Consider the following 21532-nt stretch of genomic DNA (forward strand, 5'->3'; position numbering starts at 1 on the left):
GCCGACGCGACGGCACACGCCCGGGCCGCCCCCACCGCCCGCGCGGACGGCGACGGCCCGGACAGCGCCCGGCACACGCAGACCCCGGCACACGCAGGCCCGGCCACTACTGGCCGCCGTGAAGGACCAGTGCAAGGGCTGGACGCCGACATCGGCGCCGAGCTCGCCGTCGGCCGGCCGGAAGCCGGTCCGGACCGCCCCGCCGACGCGACGGCACCCGCACGAGCCGCCCCCACCGCCCGCGCGGACGGGAACGGCCGCGCTCGGAGGCCCGCGCACACGCACGCCCGGCGACTACTGGCCGCCTGACGAACCGGCGCACGGCGGACCACCGACGCCGGGCGCACGACCGCACCGGCACCGGCGCCGACCCCACGGTCAGCCACCCGGAGGCCGAGCCAGGCCACCCGGCCGACGCAACAGCACCTCCACCAGCCGCCCCCACCGCACGCGCGGACGGGAACGGCCGTGTGCGAAGGCCCGGCGGCTGCCGTGCGCCGTGGAGAGCCAGTCAGCGTGGCAGCCCAGGCGCTCTGGCGGGCCGGGGTCGGTCACGGGCCGGAAGGTGGTCACCGGACGGCGGCGGGCGCGGGCCGGGCGTCGAGCGCAGGCCGGGGTCGAGCGCAGGCCGGGCGTCGGTCACGGGCCGACGTCGATCGCAGGCCGGGGTCGAGCACAGGCCGGGGTCGAGCACAGGCCGGGGTCGAGCGCAGGCCGGGGTCGGTCACGGGCCGGGGTGAGCGCGGGCCGGGGTCGAGCGCAGGCCGGGGTCGAGCGCAGGCCGGGCGTCGGTCGCGGGCCGGCGGCCGTCACCGGACGGCGGCGGTCGCGGGCCAGGGGCGGTCGCGGGGCGGGGGGCGGGGGTTACTCCACGCCGATGAGGAGCAGGGGTTTCTGCCGGCCGCCGTGGTAGACCACGGTGTCCACGGCCAGGTAGGACTCGCGGACCCGGGCCTGGAGGTGGTCGGCGACCTCGGCGGGCGTCCGGTCGGCGAGGACCAGGGTCACCAGTTCACCGCCGGCCGCGAGCATGCGGTCCAGGACGGTGGCGGCGGTGGCCGCCACCTCCGAGCCGATCACGGCCACGTCGCCGTCGATGAGGCCGAGGACGTCGCCGGCCTGGCAGATGCCGGCCGTCGTCCAGGAGCGGTGCTCGGCGACGGTGACCTCGCCGTGGCGGGTGGCGCCGGCCGCCGAGGTCATGGCGACCACGTCCTCGTCGAAGCGGCGGCCGGGCTCGTGCACCGCGAGCGCGGCGATGCCCTGGACCGCCGAGCGGGTCGGGATGAGGGCGACGCGCACGCCTTCCCCGCGGGCCTGCTCGGCCGCCGCCGCGGCGGTGTCGTGCAGCTCGGGGTCGTTGGGCAGCAGAACCACCTCGTGGGCGTGGGCCCGCCGTACGGCCTCGACGAGCTCGCCGCTCGCGGGCGGCTCCCCGGGGCGGGCCAGCACCGTGGTCGCCCCCGCCTCGGTGCACAGCGCCGCCAGTCCCTCGCCGGGGACGACGGCCACCACGGCGCGCTGGGCCCGCTCGCGGGGCGGCCGGCCGGCGCCGGCGGTGTGCACGTCGCCGGCGCCGAAGTGGGTGATGCGGATCCGGTACGGCCGCCCGGCCTCGACGCCCGCCTCCACGGCGGCGCCCGCGTCGTCGACGTGCACATGCACGTTCCACAGGCCGTCGCCGCCGACCACGACGAGCGAGTCCCCGAGCGCGTCGAGCCGCTCCCGCAGCCTGGCCACGGCCGTGTCCCCGGCCTCCAGCAGGTAGGTCACCTCGAAGGCGGGTCCGCTCCCGGACGGTCCGCAGGCGCCCGGCGCCTCCGGCTCACCGCAGCCCGCGGGCCGTCCGTGCCCACCGGACGCCGCCGGCACCTCACCGGGCCGCGCGTCCCCCTCGTACCCCTCGTGCGCCTCCGCGCGCCGCTCACCGGCGGGCACGGGCGGCCGCCCGCCGGGCTCCACCCGCGCGTGGGGGACGCCGGGCCGCTCCCCCCGCGCCGCCGCGCCCGTCGCCGAGGCGACCGGTCCCGCGGGCGGCGTCCGTCCGGTGAACGTCTCCACCAGCGCCGCGAGCACCGCCACCAGGCCCCGCCCGCCCGCGTCGACCACCCCGGCCCGCTGAAGGACCGCCAGCTGCCCGGGGGTCGCGGCGAGCGCCGCGCGCGCTCCCTCGTAGGCCGCCCGCGCCACCGCCGCGCAGTCGCCCTCGGCTCCGGTGGCCGCGTCGGCGGCGGCCGAGGCGACCGACAGGACGGTTCCCTCGACCGGGTGCGCCACGGCCTGCCGGGCGGAGTCGGCCGCGCGCCGCAGCGCGAGCCGCAGGCCGTGCCCGTCGGTGCGGGCGCCGGCCTCGTCGCCGGCGAACACCTGCGCCATGCCCCGCAGCAGCTGGGCGAGGATCGTCCCGGAGTTGCCCCGGGCCCCGATGAGCGCCCCGTGCGCCATGGCCCGCGCGGCGTCCGCCAGGGAGGGGCCGCCGAGGACGCCGCCGTCCGCCGTGCCGCCGCTCTCCCGCGGGGCGCCCGTCGCGCCGCCGTCGTCGCTGCCGTCGGCGGCGCCGTCCAGCTCGTGGGCGGCGAACACCGCCTCCACGGCCGCGACGGCGGACTCCACGGTCAGATACAGATTGGTGCCGGTGTCCCCGTCGGCCACGGGATAGACGTTGATCGCGTCGATCTCCTCGCGGGCGCGTCCCAGCGCCCGCAGTGCCAGACCGCACCAGGTGCGCACCGCCAGCGCGTCGAACGTCTGCGGCACCTGGGCCACCTGCGCCTCCCTGAGCTGCGGCTGCTGGACTGGACGCAGCGTAGACCCAGGAGCCGTGCGCGCCGGAAGAGGGCGGGAGCGGGTCCCGCGGCCACCATGGTAGTTTCGCTGTACGGGCGCAGCCGTTGTATGCTGCTCCGGTTGCCCGATCCGATCGGGCTTTCCCCCTGGCACCGCCACTCGGACCCCGGACGCTCCTGAAGCCCGGGTTCCGGATCCCGGCATGCCGGGATCCACCGTAAGTGCATCTGAAGTCTTTGGAGTGACCCGTGGCTGCCAACTGCGACGTCTGCGGCAAGGGGCCGGGCTTCGGCAACAACATCTCGCACTCGCACCGCCGTACGTCCCGTCGCTGGAACCCCAACATCCAGCGTGTGCGTACCGTGGTCGGCGGGACGCCGAAGCGCGTGAACGCCTGCACCTCGTGCATCAAGGCCGGCAAGGTCTCGCGCTGACGCACAGCAACAGCTAAGCGCGCGGCCACCGCTGGTTCGCTGCACCAAGCCGGTCCACCTCGGGGTGGACCGGCTTTCTGCCGTACCCGCGCACGTCGCCGGAGGGACGGCGCGCCCGCCCCGCCGGGCCCACGGCCGGCCACCCGCGGCCGGTCCGCTCTCAGTCGCGGAACGTCCAGCCGTGGTGCACCGGTCCGATCCCGCCGCCGAGCGCGAAGCCGGCCGCGATCGCCCCGGTGACGTAGCGCTTGGCCGCCGCCACGGCCTCCGGCACCGCAAGCCCCCGCGCGAGGTGCGCGGCGATCGCCGAGGCGAGGGTGCAGCCCGTGCCGTGGGTGTGCCGGTTGTCGTGTCGCGGGGCGCGCAGCCAGTGCTCCTCGGCGCCGTCGGTCAGCAGGTCGACGGCCTCGCCGGGGCCGGCCCGGTCCTCCCGGGCGGGCAGGTGGCCGCCCTTGACGAGCACCCACGTCGGGCCGTACGCCAGTACGGCCCGCGCCGCCTCGCGCAGCTGCTCCTCGCGGACCACCCGTACGCCGGTGAGCTGGGCCACCTCGTCGAGGTTGGGGGTGGCGACGGTCGCCGCCGGAAGCAGCCGGGTGCGCACGGCGTCCAGGGCGGACGCCGCCAGCAGCGGGTCGCCGTGCTTGGAGACGCCGACCGGGTCCACGACCGCGGGCGCGTCCGTCCCGGCGAGCAACCCGGCCACCTCCTCGACCAGTTCCGCCGAGGACAGCATGCCGGTCTTGACCGCCTGCACGCCGATGTCGTCGACGACGCTGCGGTACTGGGCGCGCACCGCGTCCGCCGGCAGCTCCCAGACGCCCTGCACGCCCAGGGAGTTCTGCGCGGTCACCGCGGTGATCACGCTCATGCCGTGCACCCCCAGCGCGAGCATGGTCTTCAGGTCCGCCTGGACGCCGGCGCCGCCGCCGGAGTCCGAGCCCGCGACCGTCAGGACCCGGGCGGGCGCGGGGCTCACGACTCGATGTCCCCGAAGTGGTCCCAGCCGCCCTTGCTGGTCCACGGCGCCCCGTCGACCGTGACCTGCGGCAGCGCCGAGGGGTTGAGCACCTCGCCGATCACCTTCCAGCGGGCCGGCAGCTTCACGTCCGGCGGGAAGGTCGCCACGATCGCGTGGTCCTCACCGCCGGTGAGCACCCACTGGAGCGGGTCGACGCCCACGGCCTGCCCGATGTCGTTCATCTGCGAGGGGATGTCGATGGCGCCGGAGCGGATGTCGATGCGGACCTTGCTGGCCTCCGCGATGTGCCCGAGGTCGGCGATCAGCCCGTCGCTGACGTCGCACATCGCGGTGGCGCCCAGCCCGGCCGCGGCGGGGCCCGCGTGGTAGGGCGGTTCGGGGCGGCGGTGGGCCTCGACGAAGGCGCGCGGGGAGCGGAAGCCGCGGGAGAGCACCGCGTACCCGGCGGCGGACCAGCCCAGCCAGCCGGTGACGGCCACGAGGTCGCCGGGCTGGGCGCCGGCGCGGGTGACCGGCTCGTGGTTGCGCAGATCCCCCAGGGCCGTGATCGACACGGTGATGGTGTCGCCGCGGACCACGTCGCCGCCCACCACACAGGCGCCGGCGACCTGGCACTCGTCGCGCAGGCCGTCCATCAGCTCGGTGGGCCAGGTGACGGGCAGCTCGGCGGGGACGACCAGGCCGAGCAGCAGCGCGGTCGGCACCGCGCCCATGGCGGCGATGTCCGCCAGGTTCTGGGCGGCGGCCTTGCGGCCCACGTCGTAGGCCGTGGACCAGTCCCGGCGGAAGTGCCGCCCCTCCACGAGTATGTCGGTGCTCGCCACGACCCTGCGGTCCGGGGCGGCGACCACCGCGGCGTCGTCGCCGGGGCCGACCCGGACCGCCGGGGTGGTGGTGAGACGGGAGGTGAGCTCCCTGATGAGCCCGAACTCCCCGAGCTCACCAACAGTGCCCTTCATTGCCCTTGCGCCCCTTCTGTACCTGTCCGTTCCCGGTCGCGCGTGCACGCGGTCCTCGTTACGGTCGTCGTGACCGTCAACTTCTGTCCTACCTGCACCCCGGCACGCGCGTCACGGCCTTCGCGGGTCTCCCCGCGGCGTGCGGCGACGCGATACCGTGGCGTTCCTTTTCCCCACATGATCCTCGTGGCCGCCCTGGAGGTTCCGTGGTACAGGCGTACATCCTGATCCAGACGGAGGTCGGCAAGGCGTCGACCGTCGCCGAGACGATCAGCAAGATCCCTGGGGTGATCCAGGCCGAGGACGTGACGGGACCGTACGACGTCATCGTGCGGGCCCAGGCGGACACCGTGGACGAGCTGGGACGGATGGTGGTCGCGAAGGTCCAGCAAGTGGACGGCATCACGCGCACCCTGACCTGCCCCGTCGTGCATCTGTAGCCCCCGTCTACCCTGGGCCGGTGAGCTTCCTCCGTCACCGGCTCCTCGGTCTGCCCCTGCTCGCCCTGCTGTTCGGCGCCGCGGGCTGCTCCTCAAGCGACGACAGCGCCACCGCCGCGGTTCCCAGTCCGGACGCGGCGGTGGCCGGGCTGTGCCGGAACCTCGACCGGGCGCTGCCGCGGACGGTGGACGGACTGGACCGTCGGGACCCGCGGCCCGCCTCCGCGCTGACCGCGGGCTGGGGAAGCCCGGCGATCATACTGCGCTGCGGCGTGGAACGGCCCGCGAGGATGGCGGATCCGGAGGCGGACGGCGCGGAGGTGAACGGCGTCGGATGGCTGCTGGAGAAGCGGGAGGACGGCTCGTTCCGCTTCACCACCACGCTGCGCAGGGCGTATGTCGAGGTCACCCTCCCCGCCGGCCGTACCGAGGACGGGGTGGCGCCGCTGGTGGACCTGGCCGGGGCGGTGAAGAAGGCGATCCCCGAAGGGATCGCCTGAGCCCGGCGGCGCCGGAACTCCGCCGCCGCGGAACTCCGCGCCGTGCGCAGGAACCTTCCGGCAGCGGTGGTGTTCCGGCGCGCGGTCCTCGGCGCAGGCCGGGACTCAGCGCAGGCCGGAACTCAGCGCAGGCCGGTCGGGCGGCGCAGGGCCGCCTGGAGGAGCCGGTCGACGAGTTCGCCGTAACCGATCCCCGTCGCCTGCCACATCTGCGGGTACATCGAGATGGGGGTGAAGCCGGGCATGGTGTTGATCTCGTTGATCACGAACTCGCCGTCCTCGGTGAGGAAGAAGTCCGCGCGCACCAGGCCCTCGCAGGAGGCCGCCTCGAAGGCGTCCACCGCGAGCCGCCGCACCTCGGCCGTCTCCTCCTCGGTGAGCGGGGCGGGCACGATGCCGGGGGTGGAGTCGATGTACTTGGCCTCGAAGTCGTAGTAGGCGTGCGTCTCGGGCGGCGGGATCTCGGCCGGCACGGAGGCCCGCGGGCCGTCCTCGAACTCCAGTACCCCGCACTCGATCTCACGGCCGCGCAGCGCGGCCTCCACGAGGACCTTGGGGTCGTGCCGCCGGGCCTCCTCGATCGCCTCCTCCAGACCGGAGGGGTCCTCCACCTTGGTGATGCCGATGGAGGAGCCCGCGCGGGCGGGCTTCACGAACAGCGGCCAGCCGTGCTCGGCGGCGAGTCCGGCGACCTTCCTGCGGGCGCCCGCCTCGTCCCGCTCCCACTCGCGCGGCCGGATCACCACGTACGGGCCGACCTTCAGCCCGAAGGAGGTGAACACCCGCTTCATGTACTCCTTGTCCTGGCCGACCGCCGAGGCGAGCACGCCGGAGCCGACGTAGGGCACCCCGGAAAGCTCCAGCAGGCCCTGGAGGGTGCCGTCCTCGCCGTAGGGGCCGTGCAGCACCGGGAAGACGACGTCGACCTCGCCCAGCGCCTTGGGCACCGAACCCGGCTCGCTGTAGACGACTTCGCGGCTGGCCGGGTCGACGGGGAGCACCACGCCGCCCTCGCCGGACTCGGCGAGCTCCTCGACGCTGGGCGTGCGGCGGTCGGTGATCGCCATGCGCTCCGGCTCGTCGGCGGTGAGCGCCCAGCGCCCGTCCCGGGTGATGCCGATCGGCAGCACCTCGTACTTGGTCCGGTCGATGGCGCGCAGCACCGCGCCGGCGGTGACCACGGAGATCCCGTGTTCGGAGCTGCGCCCGCCGAACACGACGGCCACGCGGGGCTTGCGCGGCGGCTGCTCGGGGCTCTGGGGGAGGTTCTCGGTGCTCATATCGCGATGAGAGTACCTGCTGGCAGAACCGGGAGACAGCGTCGCGGACGCGGGTCGCTCAGCGTCGCTCGGGCTTCGCGCTGCGCGACATCAGCTCCTTCACGGCGACCACCGGGGACTTGCCCTCGTGCACGATGTGGACGACCGTCTCCGTGATGGGCATGTCGACACCGTGCCGGCGGGCCAGATCCAGCACCGACTCGCAGGACTTGACGCCCTCGGCGGTCTGTTTGGTGACCGCGATGGTCTCCTCCAGGGTCATGCCCCTGCCCAGGTTGGTGCCGAAGGTGTGGTTGCGCGACAGCGGCGAGGAGCAGGTGGCGACGAGGTCGCCGAGGCCGGCGAGTCCGGAGAAGGTCAGCGGGTCGGCGCCGAGCGCCATGCCGAGCCGGGTGGTCTCGGCGAGCCCGCGGGTGATGAGCGAGCCCTTGGCGTTGTCGCCGAGGCCCATGCCGTCCGCGATGCCCACGGCCAGCCCGATCACGTTCTTCACGGCGCCGCCCAGCTCGCAGCCGACCACGTCGGTGTTGGTGTAGGGGCGGAAGTAGGGGGTGTGGCTGACGGCCTGAAGCCGCTGGGCGACCGCCTCGTCGGCGCAGGCCACCACGGCGGCGGCCGGCATCCGGGCGGCGATCTCCCGGGCCAGGTTGGGTCCGGTGACCACGGCGACGCGCTCGGCGGGCACCTTGGCGACGTCCTCGATGACCTCGCTCATCCGCATCGCGGAGCCGAGTTCGACGCCCTTCATCAGGGAGACGAGGACCGTGCCGGGCGCCAGCAGGGGGGTCCACTCGGCGAGGTTGCCGCGCAGCGTCTGCGAGGGGACGGCGAGGACGGTGAAGTCGGCGCCGCGGGCGGCCTCGGCGGCGTCGGCGGTGGCCCGCAGGTTCTGCGGGAGTTCGACGCCGGGCAGATAGTCGGGGTTGGTGCGGGTGGAGTTGACAGCGTCGGCGAGTTCGGGGCGGCGGGCCCACAGCGTCACCTCGCAGCCCGCGTCGGCGAGGACCATGCCGAAGGCGGTGCCCCACGATCCCGTTCCGAAGACGGCCGCCCTGACCGGCTCGCTCACGTGCCCTGCCCCTCTTCCTGTACGGCCCCCGGCACGGCCTGCTGCTGTGGCAGCCCGGCGCCGTCGCCCGCGCCCTGGCGGCGGGCCCGGTTCTGCGCCTCGGTCCGGCGGCGCTGCTCGATCCGCTCCCGGCGCGGGTCGTAGGGCACGGCGGGCGCCTTCTCGCCGCGGATCCGCTCCAGCTGCCGGGTGATGGCCGCCATGATGACCTCGGTCGCCTCCTTGAGCAGCTCCGGGGTCATCTCCCGGTCGTAGAAGCGGGACAGGTCCACGGGCGGGCCGGCCAGCACGTGGTGGGTCTTGCGGGGCAGCAGGTGGGGCTTCTTCGCGTAGGGCGGCAGCAGTTCGTTGGCGCCCCACTGGGCGACCGGGATCACCGGGCACTTGGTCTGCAGGGCCACGCGCGCCGCGCCCGTCTTGCCGGTCATCGGCCAGCCGTTCGGGTCGCGGGTCAGGGTGCCCTCGGGGTAGAAGGCGACGCACTCGCCGCGCTCCACGGCGTCGATGGCGGCGCGGAAGGCGCTCAGCGCGTCCGTGCTCTCGCGGTAGACGGGGATCTGGCCGGTGCCGCGCATCGCGGCGCCCACGAATCCCTTCTTGAAAAGGCCGCTCTTCGCGAGAAATCGCGGCACGCGCCCGGTGTTGTACTGAAAGTGGGCATAGGCGAACGGGTCGATGTGCGAATTGTGGTTCACCACGGTGATAAATCCGCCGTCGGCCGGAATGTTCTCCATTCCACGCCAGTCCCGCTTGATCAGAACCACCAGCGGCGGTTTGCAGATCACCGCTGCGAAGCGGTACCAGAAGCCGATTCTGCGGCGGGGCACGCGGGACACCTTCCTCTAGGGCTGCCACCTGGACCGGGGGCCGCACAAGTGTCGCCCCAGGCCGCCTGTCTGTCGAGAACACGGTACGCCCCGACCTGAGCGGCACCGGCCGGCCCGGGGAGAATGTCCGCGACGAGGAAGGGACGTACGCCCGTGCAGTGGACCTTGGTCATTCCCCTGAAGCCCCTGGCCCGGGCCAAGAGCAGGCTGGCGGACACCGCCGGGGAGGGGGTACGGCCGGGCCTCGCCCTCGCCTTCGCGCAGGACACCGTGGCGGCGGCGCTGGCCTGCCCCGGGGTCACGGGTGTGGCGGTCGTCACGGACGACGGGCCGGCCGGGCGGCGGCTGGCGGCGCTGGGCGCCCGGATCGTGCCGGACGAACCGCGCGCGGGACTGAACGCCGCGCTGGCGCACGGGGCGGCGACCGTGCGGGCGTCGCGTCCCGAAAGTCCCGTGGCGGCGCTGAACGCCGATCTCCCGGCGCTACGGCCCCTGGAATTGGCGCGGGTCCTGGATGCGGCGGCCGAATTCCCGCGGGCTTTTCTGGCGGACGCGGCGGGAGTGGGCACGACGTTGCTGTCGGCGGCCGGCGGGCGGGAATTGCGGCCCGCTTTCGGTATCGCCTCCCGGAACCGGCACCGGGGCTCGGGGGCGGTGGAACTCCGGCTCGGCGCGGTGGACTCGGTGCGCCAGGACGTGGACACCGGCGACGATCTGCGGGCGGCGCTGGCCCTCGGGGTGGGGGCGTGGACGGCGGCCGCGGTGGCCCGGCTGCCGAGCGGCGGGGGGCGGGCGGGCGGCGGGCAGTAGGCTGCCGTCATGCAGGCGACCGCATACACGTACGACCCCGAAAGCCGCAGCGGGCAGGTGCTGCTGGACGACGGCACCCCGGTGCCCTTCGACGCGCCGGCGTTCGAGGCGGGCGGTCTGCGGCTGCTGCGCCCGGGACAGCGGGTGCGGATCGAGACCGAGGGCGAGGGAAGCGGTCTGCGGATCACCCTGGTGACGCTGCAGACCTTCTGAGGAGACCTTCCAGGCCTTCTGAGAAGACCCTCTGAGGGGGCCGGACCGTCCCCTGGAGGCGGACACGCCGCGGGCCGGGCTCCCTGGGGGGCCCGGCCCTGCGCGTGAGTACCGCTGTGCCGCTACTTGCCGCGGGCGGTGGTCTTCTTCGCGGTGGTCTTGCGGGCGGTCGACTTCTTGGCGGGGGCCTTCTTGGCCGTGGCCTTCTTCGCCGGGGCCTTCTTGGCCGCGGTCTTCTTGGCGGCGGCCTTCGTGGCCGTCGTCTTCTTCGCGGCGGCCGGGGTCTTCTTCGCGGTCGCCGTGGTCTTCTTGGCGGTGGTCTTCTTCGCCGCTCCGGTGGTCTTCTTGGCCGCCGTCTTCTTCGCCGCCGCGGTGGTCTTCTTCGCGGCGGCCTTCTTCCCGACGGCCTTGGCGATGGTGGCGGGCGGGCCGGACAGGCTGCCCTTGGGGGCCTTCTTGACCGCGATGTCGTTCTTGGGGAGCTTCTTGGAGCCGCTCACCAGGTCCTTGAAGCCCTGGCCGGCCCGGAAGCGGGGAACGGAGGTCTTCTTCACCCGCACCCGCTCGCCCGTCTGCGGGTTGCGGGCGTAGCGGGCGGGGCGGTCCACCTTCTCGAAGGACCCGAAGCCGGTGACCGAGACCCGGTCTCCCCCGACGACCGCGCGGACGATGGCGTCCAGTACCGCGTCGACGGCGTCGGCGGCCTGCTGCCGGCCGCCCATCTTGTCGGCAATCGCTTCTACGAGCTGCGCCTTGTTCACGTCTTCCCCTTCGGAGACCTTGCCAGAACGAAACTGTTCAAGCTTTTTCGCACGTTAGGCAGATATATACCGCAAATCAAACACGAAACGGGCTAATCACCCTTGTGCCGCAACCGACTCGACGGCCCCGGGGTGTTCAGCCTTCCTCGCCGGGGATTCGGCCCTCGTCGAGGTCCGCCGTGAACCGCTCCAGACGCCTTGTCGCACCGGCGAGATCGTGCTTGGCCGCGGCCGTAATGACCAGCAGCTTCCGGGTCAGCGCCATCCGTACGCCCTCCGGGACTTGCAGTGCGCGCACCCGGGAGTGCGCTTCCTTGAGTTGGGCCGCGACCGCCGCATAGAGCTCGAGTTGGCCGTCGTTGTCCATGCACAGATTGTGCCATCTGGGGCGAGTTGTCGCCTGCGCAGGGGGCAACTCGCCGCCTCCGGCGGCGTCGCGGGGGCGCCCCGCGGCCGGGGCCCCGCGACTCGCGTACCCCGGCAACAACCGTCCTAACGTGGGGAATTGGCTCCGCGCACGGCGGCGCGCCGCGGCGAACGGCCCGGAAAACGGCTGTACCCCCGATCGTGGCGATCGGGGGTACAGCGGGTTCCACGGTGGCCGAAACTCGACTTGCCAGGCCGCCGGAGGGGCGGGCCCGCCCGGCAGTCGATCAACGGCCGCCGGGCGGGATCAGACCGGCAGGGTGCGCGGCTTGAACGACGGGCGCCGGGCCTCGTACGCGGCGATGTCGGCCTCGTTCCGCAGGGTGATGGAGATGTCGTCCAGGCCGTTCAGCAGCCGCCAGCGGGAGTTCTCGTCCAGCTCGAAGGAGGCGGTGATCCCCTCCGCGCGTACCTCGCGGGCGACCAGGTCGACGGTGATCTCAGCCTGCGGGTCCCGCTCGGTCAGCTCCCACAGGGCGTCCACGGTCTTCTGCTCCAGGACCACCGTGAGCAGCCCGTTCTTCAGCGAGTTGCCGCGGAAGATGTCGGCGAAGCGCGAGGAGATCACGGTCTTGAAGCCGTAGTTCTGCAGGGCCCACACGGCGTGCTCGCGGGAGGAGCCGGTGCCGAAGTCGGGTCCGGCGACCAGCACGGTGGCGCCCTGCCGCTCGGGGCGGTTGAGGACGAAGGCGGGGTCCTTGCGCCAGGCCTCGAACAGCCCGTCCTCGAACCCGTCGCGGGTGACCTTCTTGAGCCAGTGGGCGGGGATGATCTGGTCGGTGTCGACGTTGGAGCGGCGCAGCGGCACGGCCCGGCCGGTGTGGGTGGTGAAGGCTTCCATGATCTTTCAGACTCCAGCGGGCGTGGGGGCGTCGGTCAGGTCGGCCGGGGAGGCGAGGTGGCCCAGGACCGCGGTGGCGGCGGCGACCTGCGGGGAGACCAGGTGGGTACGGCCGCCCTTGCCCTGCCGGCCCTCGAAGTTGCGGTTGGAGGTGGAGGCGGAACGCTCGCCGGGGGCCAGCTGGTCGGGGTTCATGCCCAGGCACATCGAGCAGCCCGCGTGCCGCCATTCGGCGCCGGCCTCCTTGAAGACCACGTCCAGGCCCTCGGAGACGGCCTGCAGCCCCACCCGCGCGGAGCCGGGCACGACCAGCATCCGTACGCCGTCGGCGACTTTGCGGTCCTTCAGAACCGCGGCGGCGGCGCGCAGGTCCTCGATGCGGCCGTTGGTGCACGACCCTACGAAGACGGTGTCCACGGTGATGGAGCGCAGCGGCTGCCCGGCCTCCAACCCCATGTACTCCAGGGCCTTTTCGGCGGCCAGCCGCTCCGAGGCGTCTTCGTACGAAGCCGGGTCGGGGACGGACGCCGAAAGCGGCGCGCCCTGGCCGGGGTTGGTGCCCCAGGTGACGAACGGGGACAGCTCGGCGGCGTCGATGACGACCTCCGCGTCGAACTCGGCGTCCTCGTCGCTCCTGAGGGTCTTCCAGTACGCGACCGCGGCGTCCCAGTCCTCGCCCTGGGGGGCGTGCGGGCGGCCCTTGAGGTATTCGAAGGTGGTCTCGTCGGGGGCGATCATGCCCGCGCGGGCGCCGGCCTCGATCGACATGTTGCAGATGGTCATCCGGGCCTCCATCGACAGCTTCTCGATGGCCGGGCCGCGGTACTCCAGGATGTAGCCCTGGCCGCCGCCGGTGCCGATCCGCGCGATGATCGCGAGGATCAGGTCCTTGGCGGTGACGCCCGCGGGCAGCTCGCCGTCGACCGTGATCGCCATGGTCTTCGGGCGGGCCATCGGCAGCGTCTGGGTGGCCAGCACGTGCTCGACCTGGGAGGTGCCGATGCCGAACGCCAGCGCGCCGAACGCGCCGTGCGTGGAGGTGTGCGAGTCGCCGCACACGACGGTGGTGCCCGGCTGGGTCAGGCCCAGCTGGGGGCCGACCACGTGCACCACGCCCTGCTCGACGTCGCCCAGCGGGTGCAGCCGCACCCCGAAGTCGGCGCAGTTCTTGCGCAGCGTCTCCAGCTGGGCGCGGGAGACCGGGTCCGCGATCGGCTTGTCGATGTCCAGGGTCGGGGTGTTGTGATCCTCGGTGGCGATGGTCAGGTCGAGCCGGCGCACACCGCGCCCGCTCTTGCGGAGGCCGTCGAAGGCCTGGGGGCTGGTCACCTCGTGCAGCAGGTGCAGATCGATGAAGAGGAGGTCGGGCTCGCCCTCGGCGCGCCGGACGACATGGTCGTCCCAGACCTTCTCCGCGAGTGTCCTACCCATCGCTTTCCCTCCGGCCGGCACGAAGTGCCGACCCAACTAGAGATCTTGAGGAAGCGACGCCCGCACCCCCCAGCCGGACGTCCGCCGCCGGGCCCGCCGGTCCACGGGCCGCTGTGCCTACAAGGGTGGCGTGTTCCACGGAAAATTGAACTTGCGTTTCACAGAGTGAGACGCGAGTATCGTTTCATGGACAACAGTAGCGGCGTCGGCGTTCTGGACAAGGCAGCCCTTGTCCTGAGCGCCCTGGAGTCCGGTCCGGCCACCCTCGCGGGTCTGGTCGCGGCGACCGGACTGGCACGGCCCACGGCTCACCGGCTGGCCGTGGCCCTGGAACACCACCGCATGGTGGCGCGCGACATGCAGGGCCGGTTCATTCTCGGCCCGCGCCTGGCGGAACTGGCCGCGGCGGCCGGTGAGGACCGGCTCCTCGCGACCGCCGGGCCGGTGCTCACCCACCTCCGTGACGTCACGGGCGAGAGCGCGCAGCTCTACCGCCGCCAGGGCGACATGCGTATCTGCGTCGCCGCGGCGGAGCGTCTGTCCGGCCTGCGGGACACGGTCCCGGTCGGCTCGACGCTGACGATGAAGGCGGGCTCCTCGGCGCAGGTCCTGATGGCCTGGGAGGAGCCGGAGCGGCTCCACCGCGGGCTCCAGGGCGCCCGTTTCACGGCGACGGCCCTGTCCGGCGTACGGCGGCGCGGCTGGGCGCAGTCGATCGGCGAGCGCGAGCCGGGCGTGGCGTCCGTGTCCGCGCCGGTGCGCGGCCCCTCCAACCGCGTGGTCGCCGCCGTCTCCGTCTCCGGCCCCATCGAGCGCCTGACCCGCCACCCCGGCCGTATGCACGCGCAGGCCGTCATCGACGCCGCCGCGCGCCTCTCCGAGGCGCTGCGCCGCTCCGGCTGAACCCCGTCCACCACCGGGGAGAGCCGCCTCAACGCCGCGGCGCGCCCTCCCCGGTCCCGCCCTCCGGCGCCCGGCACCTCACCCGTGCCGGGCGCCGCTTCGTGCCGGGCGCCGCTTCGTGCCGGGTCCGGGCCCGTGGGGCCGCTTCGCGCCGGTCCGCGGGTCCGTACCGCCCCTTCGCGCCCGCCCATGCCCGCCCATGCCTGCGCGGGGCGCGGGACGGCCGTCCCCTCTTCCCCGCGCCCGGCCCCGCGCGCAGTGCCCCGTGCCCCCGCGCCCCGGCCGCGGGCACGACCGCGGACCCGCGCCGCGCATGCAGCGCCCCGGCCGGTGCCGCGCACGGCGCCACGGGTGCGCCGATCGCCGTACCGACACGACGGCAGTACGGACACCGAGCACGCAGGGACACCGACCGGCACGTTGGTCCGGGTCACCAGGCGGTCCCGGTCACCACGCGGTCCGGGTCACCACGCGGTCCGGGTCACCACGCGGCCGGCAGTCACCACGCAGCCGGGTCACCGGCGCCCCGACCGGCCCGCCCCCTGCCCCTCCCCTTCACCTTTTCCCTGGGCTCCCCGTACGCCGGCACCGGCCTCCGCGAGTCCGGTCCTCGGCCTGCGGGCCCTTCCCGAGTCCGCGCCCGGCGCGGTGGACCGCCAGGGCCGCGCCTCGCGTGCGGGCCGGAGTCGACCCCCGCCCGGCGCGGGTACGGGGCCGGACGCGGTTCCCGTCCTCGTTCAGCCGGACTGCCGGGACGGGGCCGCGGGGGCCGGCGGGGTCGTGGGGGCCGCCGGTGTTGCAGGGCCGGCCGGGGCTTCCGGGACGGCCGGGGCACCCGGGGCCGCAGGGTCAGCAGGGACCGCCGTCGAGCGGTGGGCGAAGCGGTCCTTCGCGGTGCGGCCGCGGCGCTCCAGCGGCACCTGGCCGTGCGCCGCCGCGAGGCCGAAGGGCGGCATGTCGCCGTAGATCGCCTCGTAGCGGCCCTCGGGGACCACGTACGTCTCGTGCCAGATGCCCACGTGGCCGCGCACCTTCCCCGCCCGCTCCCTGCGGTTGATCAGCGCCCACACCCGGTGGTGGAAGGCGTCGGGCGCGCTCGCGTAGGCGTAGAGCTTCTCCTTGGACTCCCAGTACTGCACGACGTAGTACGTGCGCGGCGACGCCGTCAGCAGGACGCGGCCGAGCAGCCCGCGCTCGGGGGCCCTGGCCAGTTCGGCGAGCATCCGGAACATCGCGAGCATCACCGGCACCCACTGGTGCACCGCCCAGAAGCGGTTGACGCGCATGCCGATCAGCAGGACCACGACGTCGCCCTCGGCGTCCGCGGTGGTGCGGCCGGACACGATCCGGTTCGCGGCCATGTCGTCCCTCCCTGGGTGAGCGGCGCTGTCCAAGCGTCGCATGCTTGGATAGTGCCGGTATCCGAAGGAGGGCGCAAGGGATGCGGCTGGCCGAGCTGAGCGAGCGCAGCGGTGTGTCCACCGCGACGATCAAGTACTACCTGCGGGAGGGGCTGTTGGCCCCGGGCCGCCAGGTCAACGCGACGACCGCCGAGTACGACGAGGAGCATCTGCGGCGGCTGCGGCTGGTGCGCGCGCTGATCCAGGTGGGACGGCTGCCGGTGGCCACCGTCCGCGAGGTGCTGGGGCACGTGGACGACGACTCCCTGGGCCGCACGATCCGGATGGGGGCGGCCCTGTGGGCGCTGCCGCAGGTGCCGGAGCCGGACGCGGAGGACGAGCACGTGCGGGCCGCGCGGCACGAGGTGGACGCGCTGCTGGAGACGCTGGGCTGGTCCAACGCCCAGGCGCTGGTGACCATCTCCCCCGCCTACCGCTCCCTGGTGGTGGCGGTGGCGGCGTTCCTGCGGCTCGGCCACGGCTGGGGTGCCGAACGGATGGCGCCGTACGCGCGGTTGATGCACCGGGCCGCCGTGCTGGACCTGGACTTCGTGGAGACGCGCCCCACGGAGGCGGAGCGGGTGGAGATCGCCGTGCTCGGCACGGTCCTCGCCGAGCCGCTGCTGCTCGCCCTGCGCCGGCTGGCGCAGGAGGAGGAGTCGGCGCGGCGCTACGGCTTCGAGTGAGCACACCGGCGAGCACCCGGCGAGCACGCGCGGGGACATCGGCGTGGGGATGTCGGCGCAGGAGCGCCGGCGCGGGAACGCCGAAGGGCCCTCCCGAGGGAGGGCCCTTCCGACGTCGTACCCCCGACCGGATTCGAACCGGCGCTACCGCCTTGAGAGGGCGGCGTGCTAGGCCGCTACACAACGGGGGCGTGGACCCTGCGTTTCCGCAGGTCCGAGCTGGTCTACCTGGACTCGAACCAAGACTAACTGAACCAGAATCAGTCGTGCTGCCAATTACACCATAGACCAATGATGGTTTAGACCAGTCAGTACCCCCGACCGGATTCGAACCGGCGCTACCGCCTTGAGAGGGCGGCGTGCTAGGCCGCTACACAACGGGGGCCTTGATCCCGGAATCGCTCCCGGAATCCGTACCCCCGACCGGATTCGAACCGGCGCTACTGCCTTGAGAGGGCAGCGTGCTAGGCCGCTACACAACGGGGGCTTGCGGATGTGATCCGCGGTGCAGATGAGCTCTGCGAGCTGGCCTACCTGGACTCGAACCAAGACTAACTGAACCAGAATCAGTCGTGCTGCCAATTACACCATAGGCCACTGGAACGCAAGCCCCTGAGGGGTCCTTGTTCTAGTACTGCGCCTGAGGGCTCGGGGCTTCCGGCCCGCTCCCCGCGGCGCAGGAAGAACATTACCCGAAGGTGGACGGGGCTCCAAAACGACTATCCGCGCCGAGGACGGCGGGCAGTTCGGCGAGGCTGGCGATCCGGTGCGGCCCGGGGCCCGCCGGGCCGCCGGTGTGCACCCCGTCACGGTCGATCCACACCGCCATCAGGCCGGCCTCCGCGGCGCCCCGCGCGTCGATCTCCGGATGATCGCCGACGTACGCCACCTGGTGCGGGGCGAGTTCCAGGACGTCGCAGGCCGCGTGGAAGGCCCGGGGCTCCGGCTTGGACACCCCGAGTTCCGCCGCGCACAGCAGGGCCTCGAAGCGGTCGCGCACCCCGAGCACGCGCAGCTTGCGCTCCTGGACGTGGGCGCTGGAGTTGGACAGCACCGCGTGCCGGTGGGTGGCGGAGAGGGCGTCCAGGGCGGGCAGCACGTCGGGGAAGAGGGCCCAGGCGGCCTCGTAGTGCCCCAGGTAGCGCTCGAACCAGGCGTCCGCCTCCGCGTCGGTCAGCTCCGGCCGGTCCAGGAAGACCCGCACCCGGTCGCGCCGCTGCCCGTCGAAGGTGGCCTCCCCGGCCGAGAACCGCGCCCACTGCTCGTCGGTGATCCGCCGCCAGTGGGCCAGGGCCTCCTCCACGGTCCCGTACCCCTCCAGCAGCCCCTCGGCGACCAGGTGCGCGCGCATGCCGGTGCGGTCGGCGGTGGTGTAGTCGAAGAGGGTGTCGTCGACGTCCCACAGGACGGCTGCGATCGTCATACCCAGACGGTAACGCCGGAGCGTGGCGCGCGGGCCGCCTTGCGCGCCCCCGGGCCGCGGCCGGGAGCGGACGGCGCGCGGGCGGCGGACGGCGCGCGGCGCGCGGGCGGACGCACGCGGGCGGGCGGGCGGCGGACGGCGCGCGGCAGGGAGCCCGCTACGGCGCACGGGAAAGGGGCGGCGCCCGGAGGTCCGGGTGCCGCCCCTCGGCGGGTGGGGTGCGACCGGCTACGCGGCCAGCTTCGCCAGCGCCGCGTCGATCCTCTTCAGGGTCTTCTCCTTGCCCAGGATCTGCAGGGACTCGAACAGGGGCAGGCCGACGGTGCGGCCGGTGACGGCGACGCGGACCGGGGCCTGGGCCTTGCCGAGCTTGAGGCCGTGCGCCTCGCCGGCGGCCAGGACGGCCTCCTTCAGGGACTCCGCCGAGGTCCAGTCGGCCGCCTCGAGCTTCTCGCGGGCCGTGCGCAGCAGGGCGTCGGAGCCCTCCTTCATGGCCTTCTGCCAGCTCGCCTCGTCCATGACCGGCTCCGGCAGGAACAGGAAGTCGACGTTGTCCGTGATCTCCGACAGGACCTTCAGGCGGGTCTGCGCGTGCGGCGCGATCGCCTGCCACTTGGCCTCGTCGAAGTCCTCCGGGGCCCAGGGCGCGAAGGGGGCCTTCAGCCACGGCGCGCAGCGCTCGGTGAAGTCCTTCACGTCCAGCATCCGGATGTGGTCGGCGTTGATCGCCTCGCACTTCTTCAGGTCGAAGCGCGCCGGGTTCGGATTCACGTCCCTGATGTCGAAGGCCGCGACCATCTCCTCGACCGAGAAGACGTCCCGGTCGGCGGAGAGCGACCAGCCGAGCAGGGAGAGGTAGTTGAGCAGGCCCTCGGGCAGGAAGCCGCGCTCGCGGTAGAGGTTCAGCGAGGACTGCGGGTCGCGCTTGGACAGCTTCTTGTTGCCCTCGCCCATCACGTACGGCAAGTGGCCGAACTCGGGCGTGCCCTTGGCGATCCCCAGCTCGGTCAGCGCCTTGTACAGGGCGATCTGGCGCGGGGTGGAGGAGAGCAGGTCCTCGCCGCGCAGGACGTGGGTGATCTCCATCAGGGCGTCGTCGACCGGGTTGACCAGGGTGTACAGCGGGGCGCCGTTGGCGCGGACGATGCCGTAGTCCGGGACGTTCTCCGGGAGGTAGGTGATCTCGCCGCGGACCAGGTCCGTGAAGGTGATCGCCTCGTCGGGCATGCGGAAGCGGACGATCGGGGCGCGGCCCTGGGCCTTGTACTCCTCGACCTGGGCGGCGGTCAGGTCGCGGCAGTGGCCGTCGTAGCCGGACGGCCGGCCTGCGGCGCGGGCGGCCTCGCGGCGGCTGTCCAGCTCCTCCTGGGAGCAGTAGCAGTGGTAGGCGTGGCCGGCGTCGAGCAGCTTCCGGGCGACGTCCTGGTAGATGTCCATGCGCTGCGACTGGCGGTACGGCGCGTGCGGACCGCCGACCTCCGGCCCCTCGTCCCAGTCGAAGCCCAGCCAGCGCATCGCCTCGAGCAGCTGCTGGTAGGACTCCTCGGAGTCGCGGGCCGCGTCGGTGTCCTCGATGCGGAACACCAGGGTGCCCTGGTGGTGCCGGGCGAACGCCCAGTTGAACAGGGCGGTGCGGACCAGGCCCACGTGGGGGTTGCCGGTGGGCGAGGGGCAGAAACGGACGCGTACGGAAGATGCGGGAACCCCCTGCCCGGACGAAGCCGGGGGCTTGGGGGAGGATGCGCTAGCCACGCTTGACAACCTTGTTGGTGAGAGTGCCGATGCCTTCGATGGTGACGGCGACCTCGTCGCCGACGTTGAGGGGGCCGACCCCTGCCGGGGTGCCCGTGAGGATCACGTCGCCGGGGAGCAGCGTCATGGCCTCGGAGATGTTGACGATCAGGTCCTCGATGGGGTGGATCATCTCGCTGGTGCGGCCCAGCTGCCGCTGCTCGCCGTTGACGGTGAGCTGGATGGTCAGGTCGGACGCGGCCGCGAGGCCGATGTCCGTCTCCACCCAGGGGCCCAGCGGGCAGGAGGTGTCGAAGCCCTTGGCCCGGGCCCACTGCTTCTCGCGCCGCTGGACGTCGCGGGCGGTGACGTCGTTGGCGCAGGTGTAGCCGAAGATCACGTCCTTGACGCGCTCGCGCGGGACCTCGCGGCACATCCGGCCGATGACCACGGCCAGCTCGGCCTCATGGTGCAGTTCCTCGGAGAAGGAGGGGTAGGCGATCTCGTCGCCGGGGCCGATGACGGAGGTGGAGGGCTTGAAGAAGGCGAACGGCGCGTCGGGCACCTCGTTGCCCAGTTCGCGGGCGTGCTCGGCGTAGTTGCGGCCGAAGGCCACGACCTTGTTGGGGAGCACCGGCGGCAGCAGCCTTACCTTGCTCAGCGGCACCTTGGTGCCGGAGAGCTCGAAGTCCGCGAACGGGATGCCCTTGATGATGTCCAGGACGAGCTCGTCCGGCTTGTCGCCCTCGACCGCGCCGAAGGCGACGTTGCCGTCGATGGAGAACCTGGCGATGCGCACGGGATGCTTGGCCCCTTGACTGATGTGAGTCGGGTCTGACGCTCCAGGCTAACGCGGCGGGGGCCCCGGACCTCGCCCATTCCCGCCGGGCCGGGCGGCCCGGACACCCGCGGGGGACGCCGGGCCGGGCGGCCCGGTCCCCTCCTCGGGCGGGAGCGGGGCCCCGCGGAGGGAGCGGCACCCCGGGCGCCGAGCGGGGGCACCCCGCGGGCCGAGCGGCGGCACCCCGCGGGCCGAGCGGGGCATGAAGAAGGGGCGCCCGTCCAGGGGCGCCCCTTGATCCTCTTCCGTGTGCGGGGCGGTCGCCGTGAGCATCCGGCGGCCGGTCTGCGTACTACTCCGCGACGGAGGCCGTGACCGGGGCCTCCATGAGAACGGTCCGCCGGGGGTTGGCGGTCTGGGTGGGGAGGGAGACGGAGTGCTCCTGCTGCTCCGGCGTGCTCAGCGCCTCGGTGTCCTCGAGGTGCGCCAGCGTCGTGCGCCGGGGGTTGGCTATGTTGCGGAACATCATCGTCGTCTTCACGGTTGTACGAGACCTTGTCGTGTGCGGGCGCCGGGCGGGCCGTCAAGGCCCCTGGTGGGCGCAGGTTGTCGGATTTGCCATCCCTGTAAAGCGTCAGGCTAAACATTCAATTCCCGGCCGAAGACGTGAAGAGCGCGTGATCCGGGTGTGAGTTTGCTCACGGCCGCTTCGACAATCCGGACAATTTTCGGCCCCCTCACGTTCCGCCGAAACGGACATTGACCCCCTGAAGCCACCATTCCGCTCCTGATCATGGCGACTGGGACAGTCTTTGCAGCTCACCGTCTCGCGGCCATTTGTCCGCTAT

General features: G+C 73.3%; 22 protein-coding genes and 5 tRNA genes. 7 read left to right on the forward strand and 20 right to left on the reverse strand.

Annotation, left to right across the window (positions count from 1 at the left end):
- Positions 1 to 864 precede the first annotated feature (864 nt).
- Positions 865 to 2766, reverse strand: coding sequence for a DAK2 domain-containing protein (locus ACI2LW_RS16860; protein WP_404731960.1), 1902 nt, complete (start codon positions 2764 to 2766; stop codon positions 865 to 867).
- A 269-nt stretch (positions 2767 to 3035) separates the two neighbouring features.
- Between ACI2LW_RS16860 and rpmB the strand changes: the two genes are divergently transcribed.
- On the forward strand, positions 3036 to 3221 hold the full coding sequence (gene rpmB, locus ACI2LW_RS16865; RefSeq protein ID WP_003993230.1) for a 50S ribosomal protein L28: 186 nt from the start codon (positions 3036 to 3038) through the stop codon (positions 3219 to 3221).
- A 160-nt stretch (positions 3222 to 3381) separates the two neighbouring features.
- Here the strand turns inward: rpmB and thiD are convergent, their stop codons facing one another.
- Positions 3382 to 4200 (reverse strand): bifunctional hydroxymethylpyrimidine kinase/phosphomethylpyrimidine kinase, encoded by an 819-nt coding sequence (gene thiD / locus ACI2LW_RS16870; protein WP_404731961.1) that lies wholly within the window; start codon positions 4198 to 4200, stop codon positions 3382 to 3384.
- Positions 4197 to 5162 carry a thiamine-phosphate kinase gene (locus ACI2LW_RS16875; protein ID WP_404731962.1) on the reverse strand — a complete coding sequence of 322 codons (966 nt, stop codon included), beginning with the start codon at positions 5160 to 5162 and terminating at the stop codon, positions 4197 to 4199. The genes thiD and ACI2LW_RS16875 overlap by 4 nt, the downstream gene beginning before the upstream one ends.
- Before the next feature lie 206 nt (positions 5163 to 5368).
- Here ACI2LW_RS16875 and ACI2LW_RS16880 point away from each other — a divergent pair, with 206 nt between their 5' ends.
- Entirely contained in the window at positions 5369 to 5602 is a 234-nt protein-coding gene (locus ACI2LW_RS16880; protein WP_028802415.1) for an Lrp/AsnC family transcriptional regulator, read from the forward strand.
- A gap of 20 nt (positions 5603 to 5622) precedes the next feature.
- A complete protein-coding gene (locus ACI2LW_RS16885) occupies positions 5623 to 6102 on the forward strand; it encodes a DUF3515 domain-containing protein (protein WP_404731963.1) in 480 nt (159 codons plus the stop codon).
- 122 nt (positions 6103 to 6224) lie between these two features.
- On the opposite strand, the gene ACI2LW_RS16890 is transcribed toward ACI2LW_RS16885, so the two are convergent.
- From ACI2LW_RS16890 to ACI2LW_RS16900, 3 genes are read right to left on the reverse strand one after another with little or no spacing between them, the layout of a single operon-like run.
- Positions 6225 to 7382 (reverse strand): D-alanine--D-alanine ligase family protein, encoded by a 1158-nt coding sequence (locus ACI2LW_RS16890; protein WP_404731964.1) that lies wholly within the window; start codon positions 7380 to 7382, stop codon positions 6225 to 6227.
- Between the two features lie 58 nt (positions 7383 to 7440).
- The gene (locus ACI2LW_RS16895; protein WP_404731965.1) at positions 7441 to 8451 is read right to left on the reverse strand and encodes an NAD(P)H-dependent glycerol-3-phosphate dehydrogenase; all 1011 of its coding nucleotides are present in this window, start codon (positions 8449 to 8451) and stop codon (positions 7441 to 7443) included.
- Complete coding sequence (locus ACI2LW_RS16900; RefSeq protein ID WP_404731966.1) at positions 8448 to 9278, reverse strand: lysophospholipid acyltransferase family protein; 831 nt, start codon at positions 9276 to 9278, stop codon at positions 8448 to 8450. Before ACI2LW_RS16900 ends, ACI2LW_RS16895 begins: the two co-directional genes overlap by 4 nt.
- Before the next feature lie 153 nt (positions 9279 to 9431).
- Between ACI2LW_RS16900 and cofC the strand changes: the two genes are divergently transcribed.
- Together cofC and ACI2LW_RS16910 are read left to right on the forward strand one after the other, a co-directional pair.
- Positions 9432 to 10088, forward strand: a complete 657-nt coding sequence (gene cofC / locus ACI2LW_RS16905; RefSeq protein ID WP_404731967.1) for a 2-phospho-L-lactate guanylyltransferase — start codon at positions 9432 to 9434, stop codon at positions 10086 to 10088.
- 9 nt (positions 10089 to 10097) lie between these two features.
- Positions 10098 to 10301: a hypothetical protein gene (locus ACI2LW_RS16910; RefSeq protein WP_404731968.1), complete on the forward strand. Its 204-nt coding sequence runs from the start codon at positions 10098 to 10100 to the stop codon at positions 10299 to 10301.
- 122 nt (positions 10302 to 10423) lie between these two features.
- Here the strand turns inward: ACI2LW_RS16910 and ACI2LW_RS16915 are convergent, their stop codons facing one another.
- The 4 genes from ACI2LW_RS16915 to leuC form a co-directional block, all read right to left on the reverse strand.
- Complete coding sequence (locus ACI2LW_RS16915) at positions 10424 to 11062, reverse strand: HU family DNA-binding protein (RefSeq protein WP_404731969.1); 639 nt, start codon at positions 11060 to 11062, stop codon at positions 10424 to 10426.
- Between the two features lie 136 nt (positions 11063 to 11198).
- Entirely contained in the window at positions 11199 to 11429 is a 231-nt protein-coding gene (locus ACI2LW_RS16920; RefSeq protein ID WP_404731970.1) for a hypothetical protein, read from the reverse strand.
- A 306-nt stretch (positions 11430 to 11735) separates the two neighbouring features.
- Positions 11736 to 12329 (reverse strand): 3-isopropylmalate dehydratase small subunit, encoded by a 594-nt coding sequence (leuD, locus tag ACI2LW_RS16925; RefSeq protein WP_404731971.1) that lies wholly within the window; start codon positions 12327 to 12329, stop codon positions 11736 to 11738.
- A gap of 6 nt (positions 12330 to 12335) precedes the next feature.
- A complete protein-coding gene (leuC, locus tag ACI2LW_RS16930) occupies positions 12336 to 13760 on the reverse strand; it encodes a 3-isopropylmalate dehydratase large subunit (RefSeq protein ID WP_404731972.1) in 1425 nt (474 codons plus the stop codon).
- A 186-nt stretch (positions 13761 to 13946) separates the two neighbouring features.
- On the opposite strand from leuC, the gene ndgR reads away from it, so the two are divergent.
- Positions 13947 to 14663, forward strand: a complete 717-nt coding sequence (ndgR, locus tag ACI2LW_RS16935; RefSeq protein ID WP_028425251.1) for an IclR family transcriptional regulator NdgR — start codon at positions 13947 to 13949, stop codon at positions 14661 to 14663.
- Positions 14664 to 15400: 737 nt separating this feature from the next.
- Here ndgR and ACI2LW_RS16940 read toward each other — a convergent pair.
- Positions 15401 to 16024, reverse strand: a complete 624-nt coding sequence (locus ACI2LW_RS16940; RefSeq protein WP_404731973.1) for a DUF4188 domain-containing protein — start codon at positions 16022 to 16024, stop codon at positions 15401 to 15403.
- A gap of 80 nt (positions 16025 to 16104) precedes the next feature.
- On the opposite strand from ACI2LW_RS16940, the gene ACI2LW_RS16945 reads away from it, so the two are divergent.
- On the forward strand, positions 16105 to 16749 hold the full coding sequence (locus ACI2LW_RS16945) for a MerR family transcriptional regulator (protein ID WP_404731974.1): 645 nt from the start codon (positions 16105 to 16107) through the stop codon (positions 16747 to 16749).
- Positions 16750 to 16867: 118 nt separating this feature from the next.
- Here the strand turns inward: ACI2LW_RS16945 and ACI2LW_RS16950 are convergent.
- The 9 genes from ACI2LW_RS16950 to ACI2LW_RS16990 form a co-directional block, all read right to left on the reverse strand.
- Positions 16868 to 16940, reverse strand: a tRNA-Glu gene (locus ACI2LW_RS16950).
- A gap of 28 nt (positions 16941 to 16968) precedes the next feature.
- Positions 16969 to 17040, reverse strand: a tRNA-Gln gene (locus tag ACI2LW_RS16955).
- 21 nt (positions 17041 to 17061) lie between these two features.
- Positions 17062 to 17134, reverse strand: a tRNA-Glu gene (locus ACI2LW_RS16960).
- Positions 17135 to 17163: 29 nt separating this feature from the next.
- Positions 17164 to 17236, reverse strand: a tRNA-Glu gene (locus tag ACI2LW_RS16965).
- Positions 17237 to 17274: 38 nt separating this feature from the next.
- Positions 17275 to 17346, reverse strand: a tRNA-Gln gene (locus ACI2LW_RS16970).
- 91 nt (positions 17347 to 17437) lie between these two features.
- Complete coding sequence (locus tag ACI2LW_RS16975) at positions 17438 to 18172, reverse strand: HAD family hydrolase (RefSeq protein ID WP_404731975.1); 735 nt, start codon at positions 18170 to 18172, stop codon at positions 17438 to 17440.
- 228 nt (positions 18173 to 18400) lie between these two features.
- Positions 18401 to 19924 carry a glutamate--tRNA ligase gene (gene gltX, locus ACI2LW_RS16980; RefSeq protein ID WP_404731976.1) on the reverse strand — a complete coding sequence of 508 codons (1524 nt, stop codon included), beginning with the start codon at positions 19922 to 19924 and terminating at the stop codon, positions 18401 to 18403.
- Complete coding sequence (locus ACI2LW_RS16985) at positions 19917 to 20702, reverse strand: fumarylacetoacetate hydrolase family protein (RefSeq protein ID WP_404731977.1); 786 nt, start codon at positions 20700 to 20702, stop codon at positions 19917 to 19919. Before ACI2LW_RS16985 ends, gltX begins: the two co-directional genes overlap by 8 nt.
- A 334-nt stretch (positions 20703 to 21036) precedes the next feature.
- Positions 21037 to 21225 carry a hypothetical protein gene (locus tag ACI2LW_RS16990; protein WP_404731978.1) on the reverse strand — a complete coding sequence of 63 codons (189 nt, stop codon included), beginning with the start codon at positions 21223 to 21225 and terminating at the stop codon, positions 21037 to 21039.
- Positions 21226 to 21532: the final 307 nt, after the last annotated feature.

The organism is Streptomyces sp. NPDC004065, assembly GCF_044903565.1.
Lineage (GTDB): Bacteria > Actinomycetota > Actinomycetes > Streptomycetales > Streptomycetaceae > Streptomyces.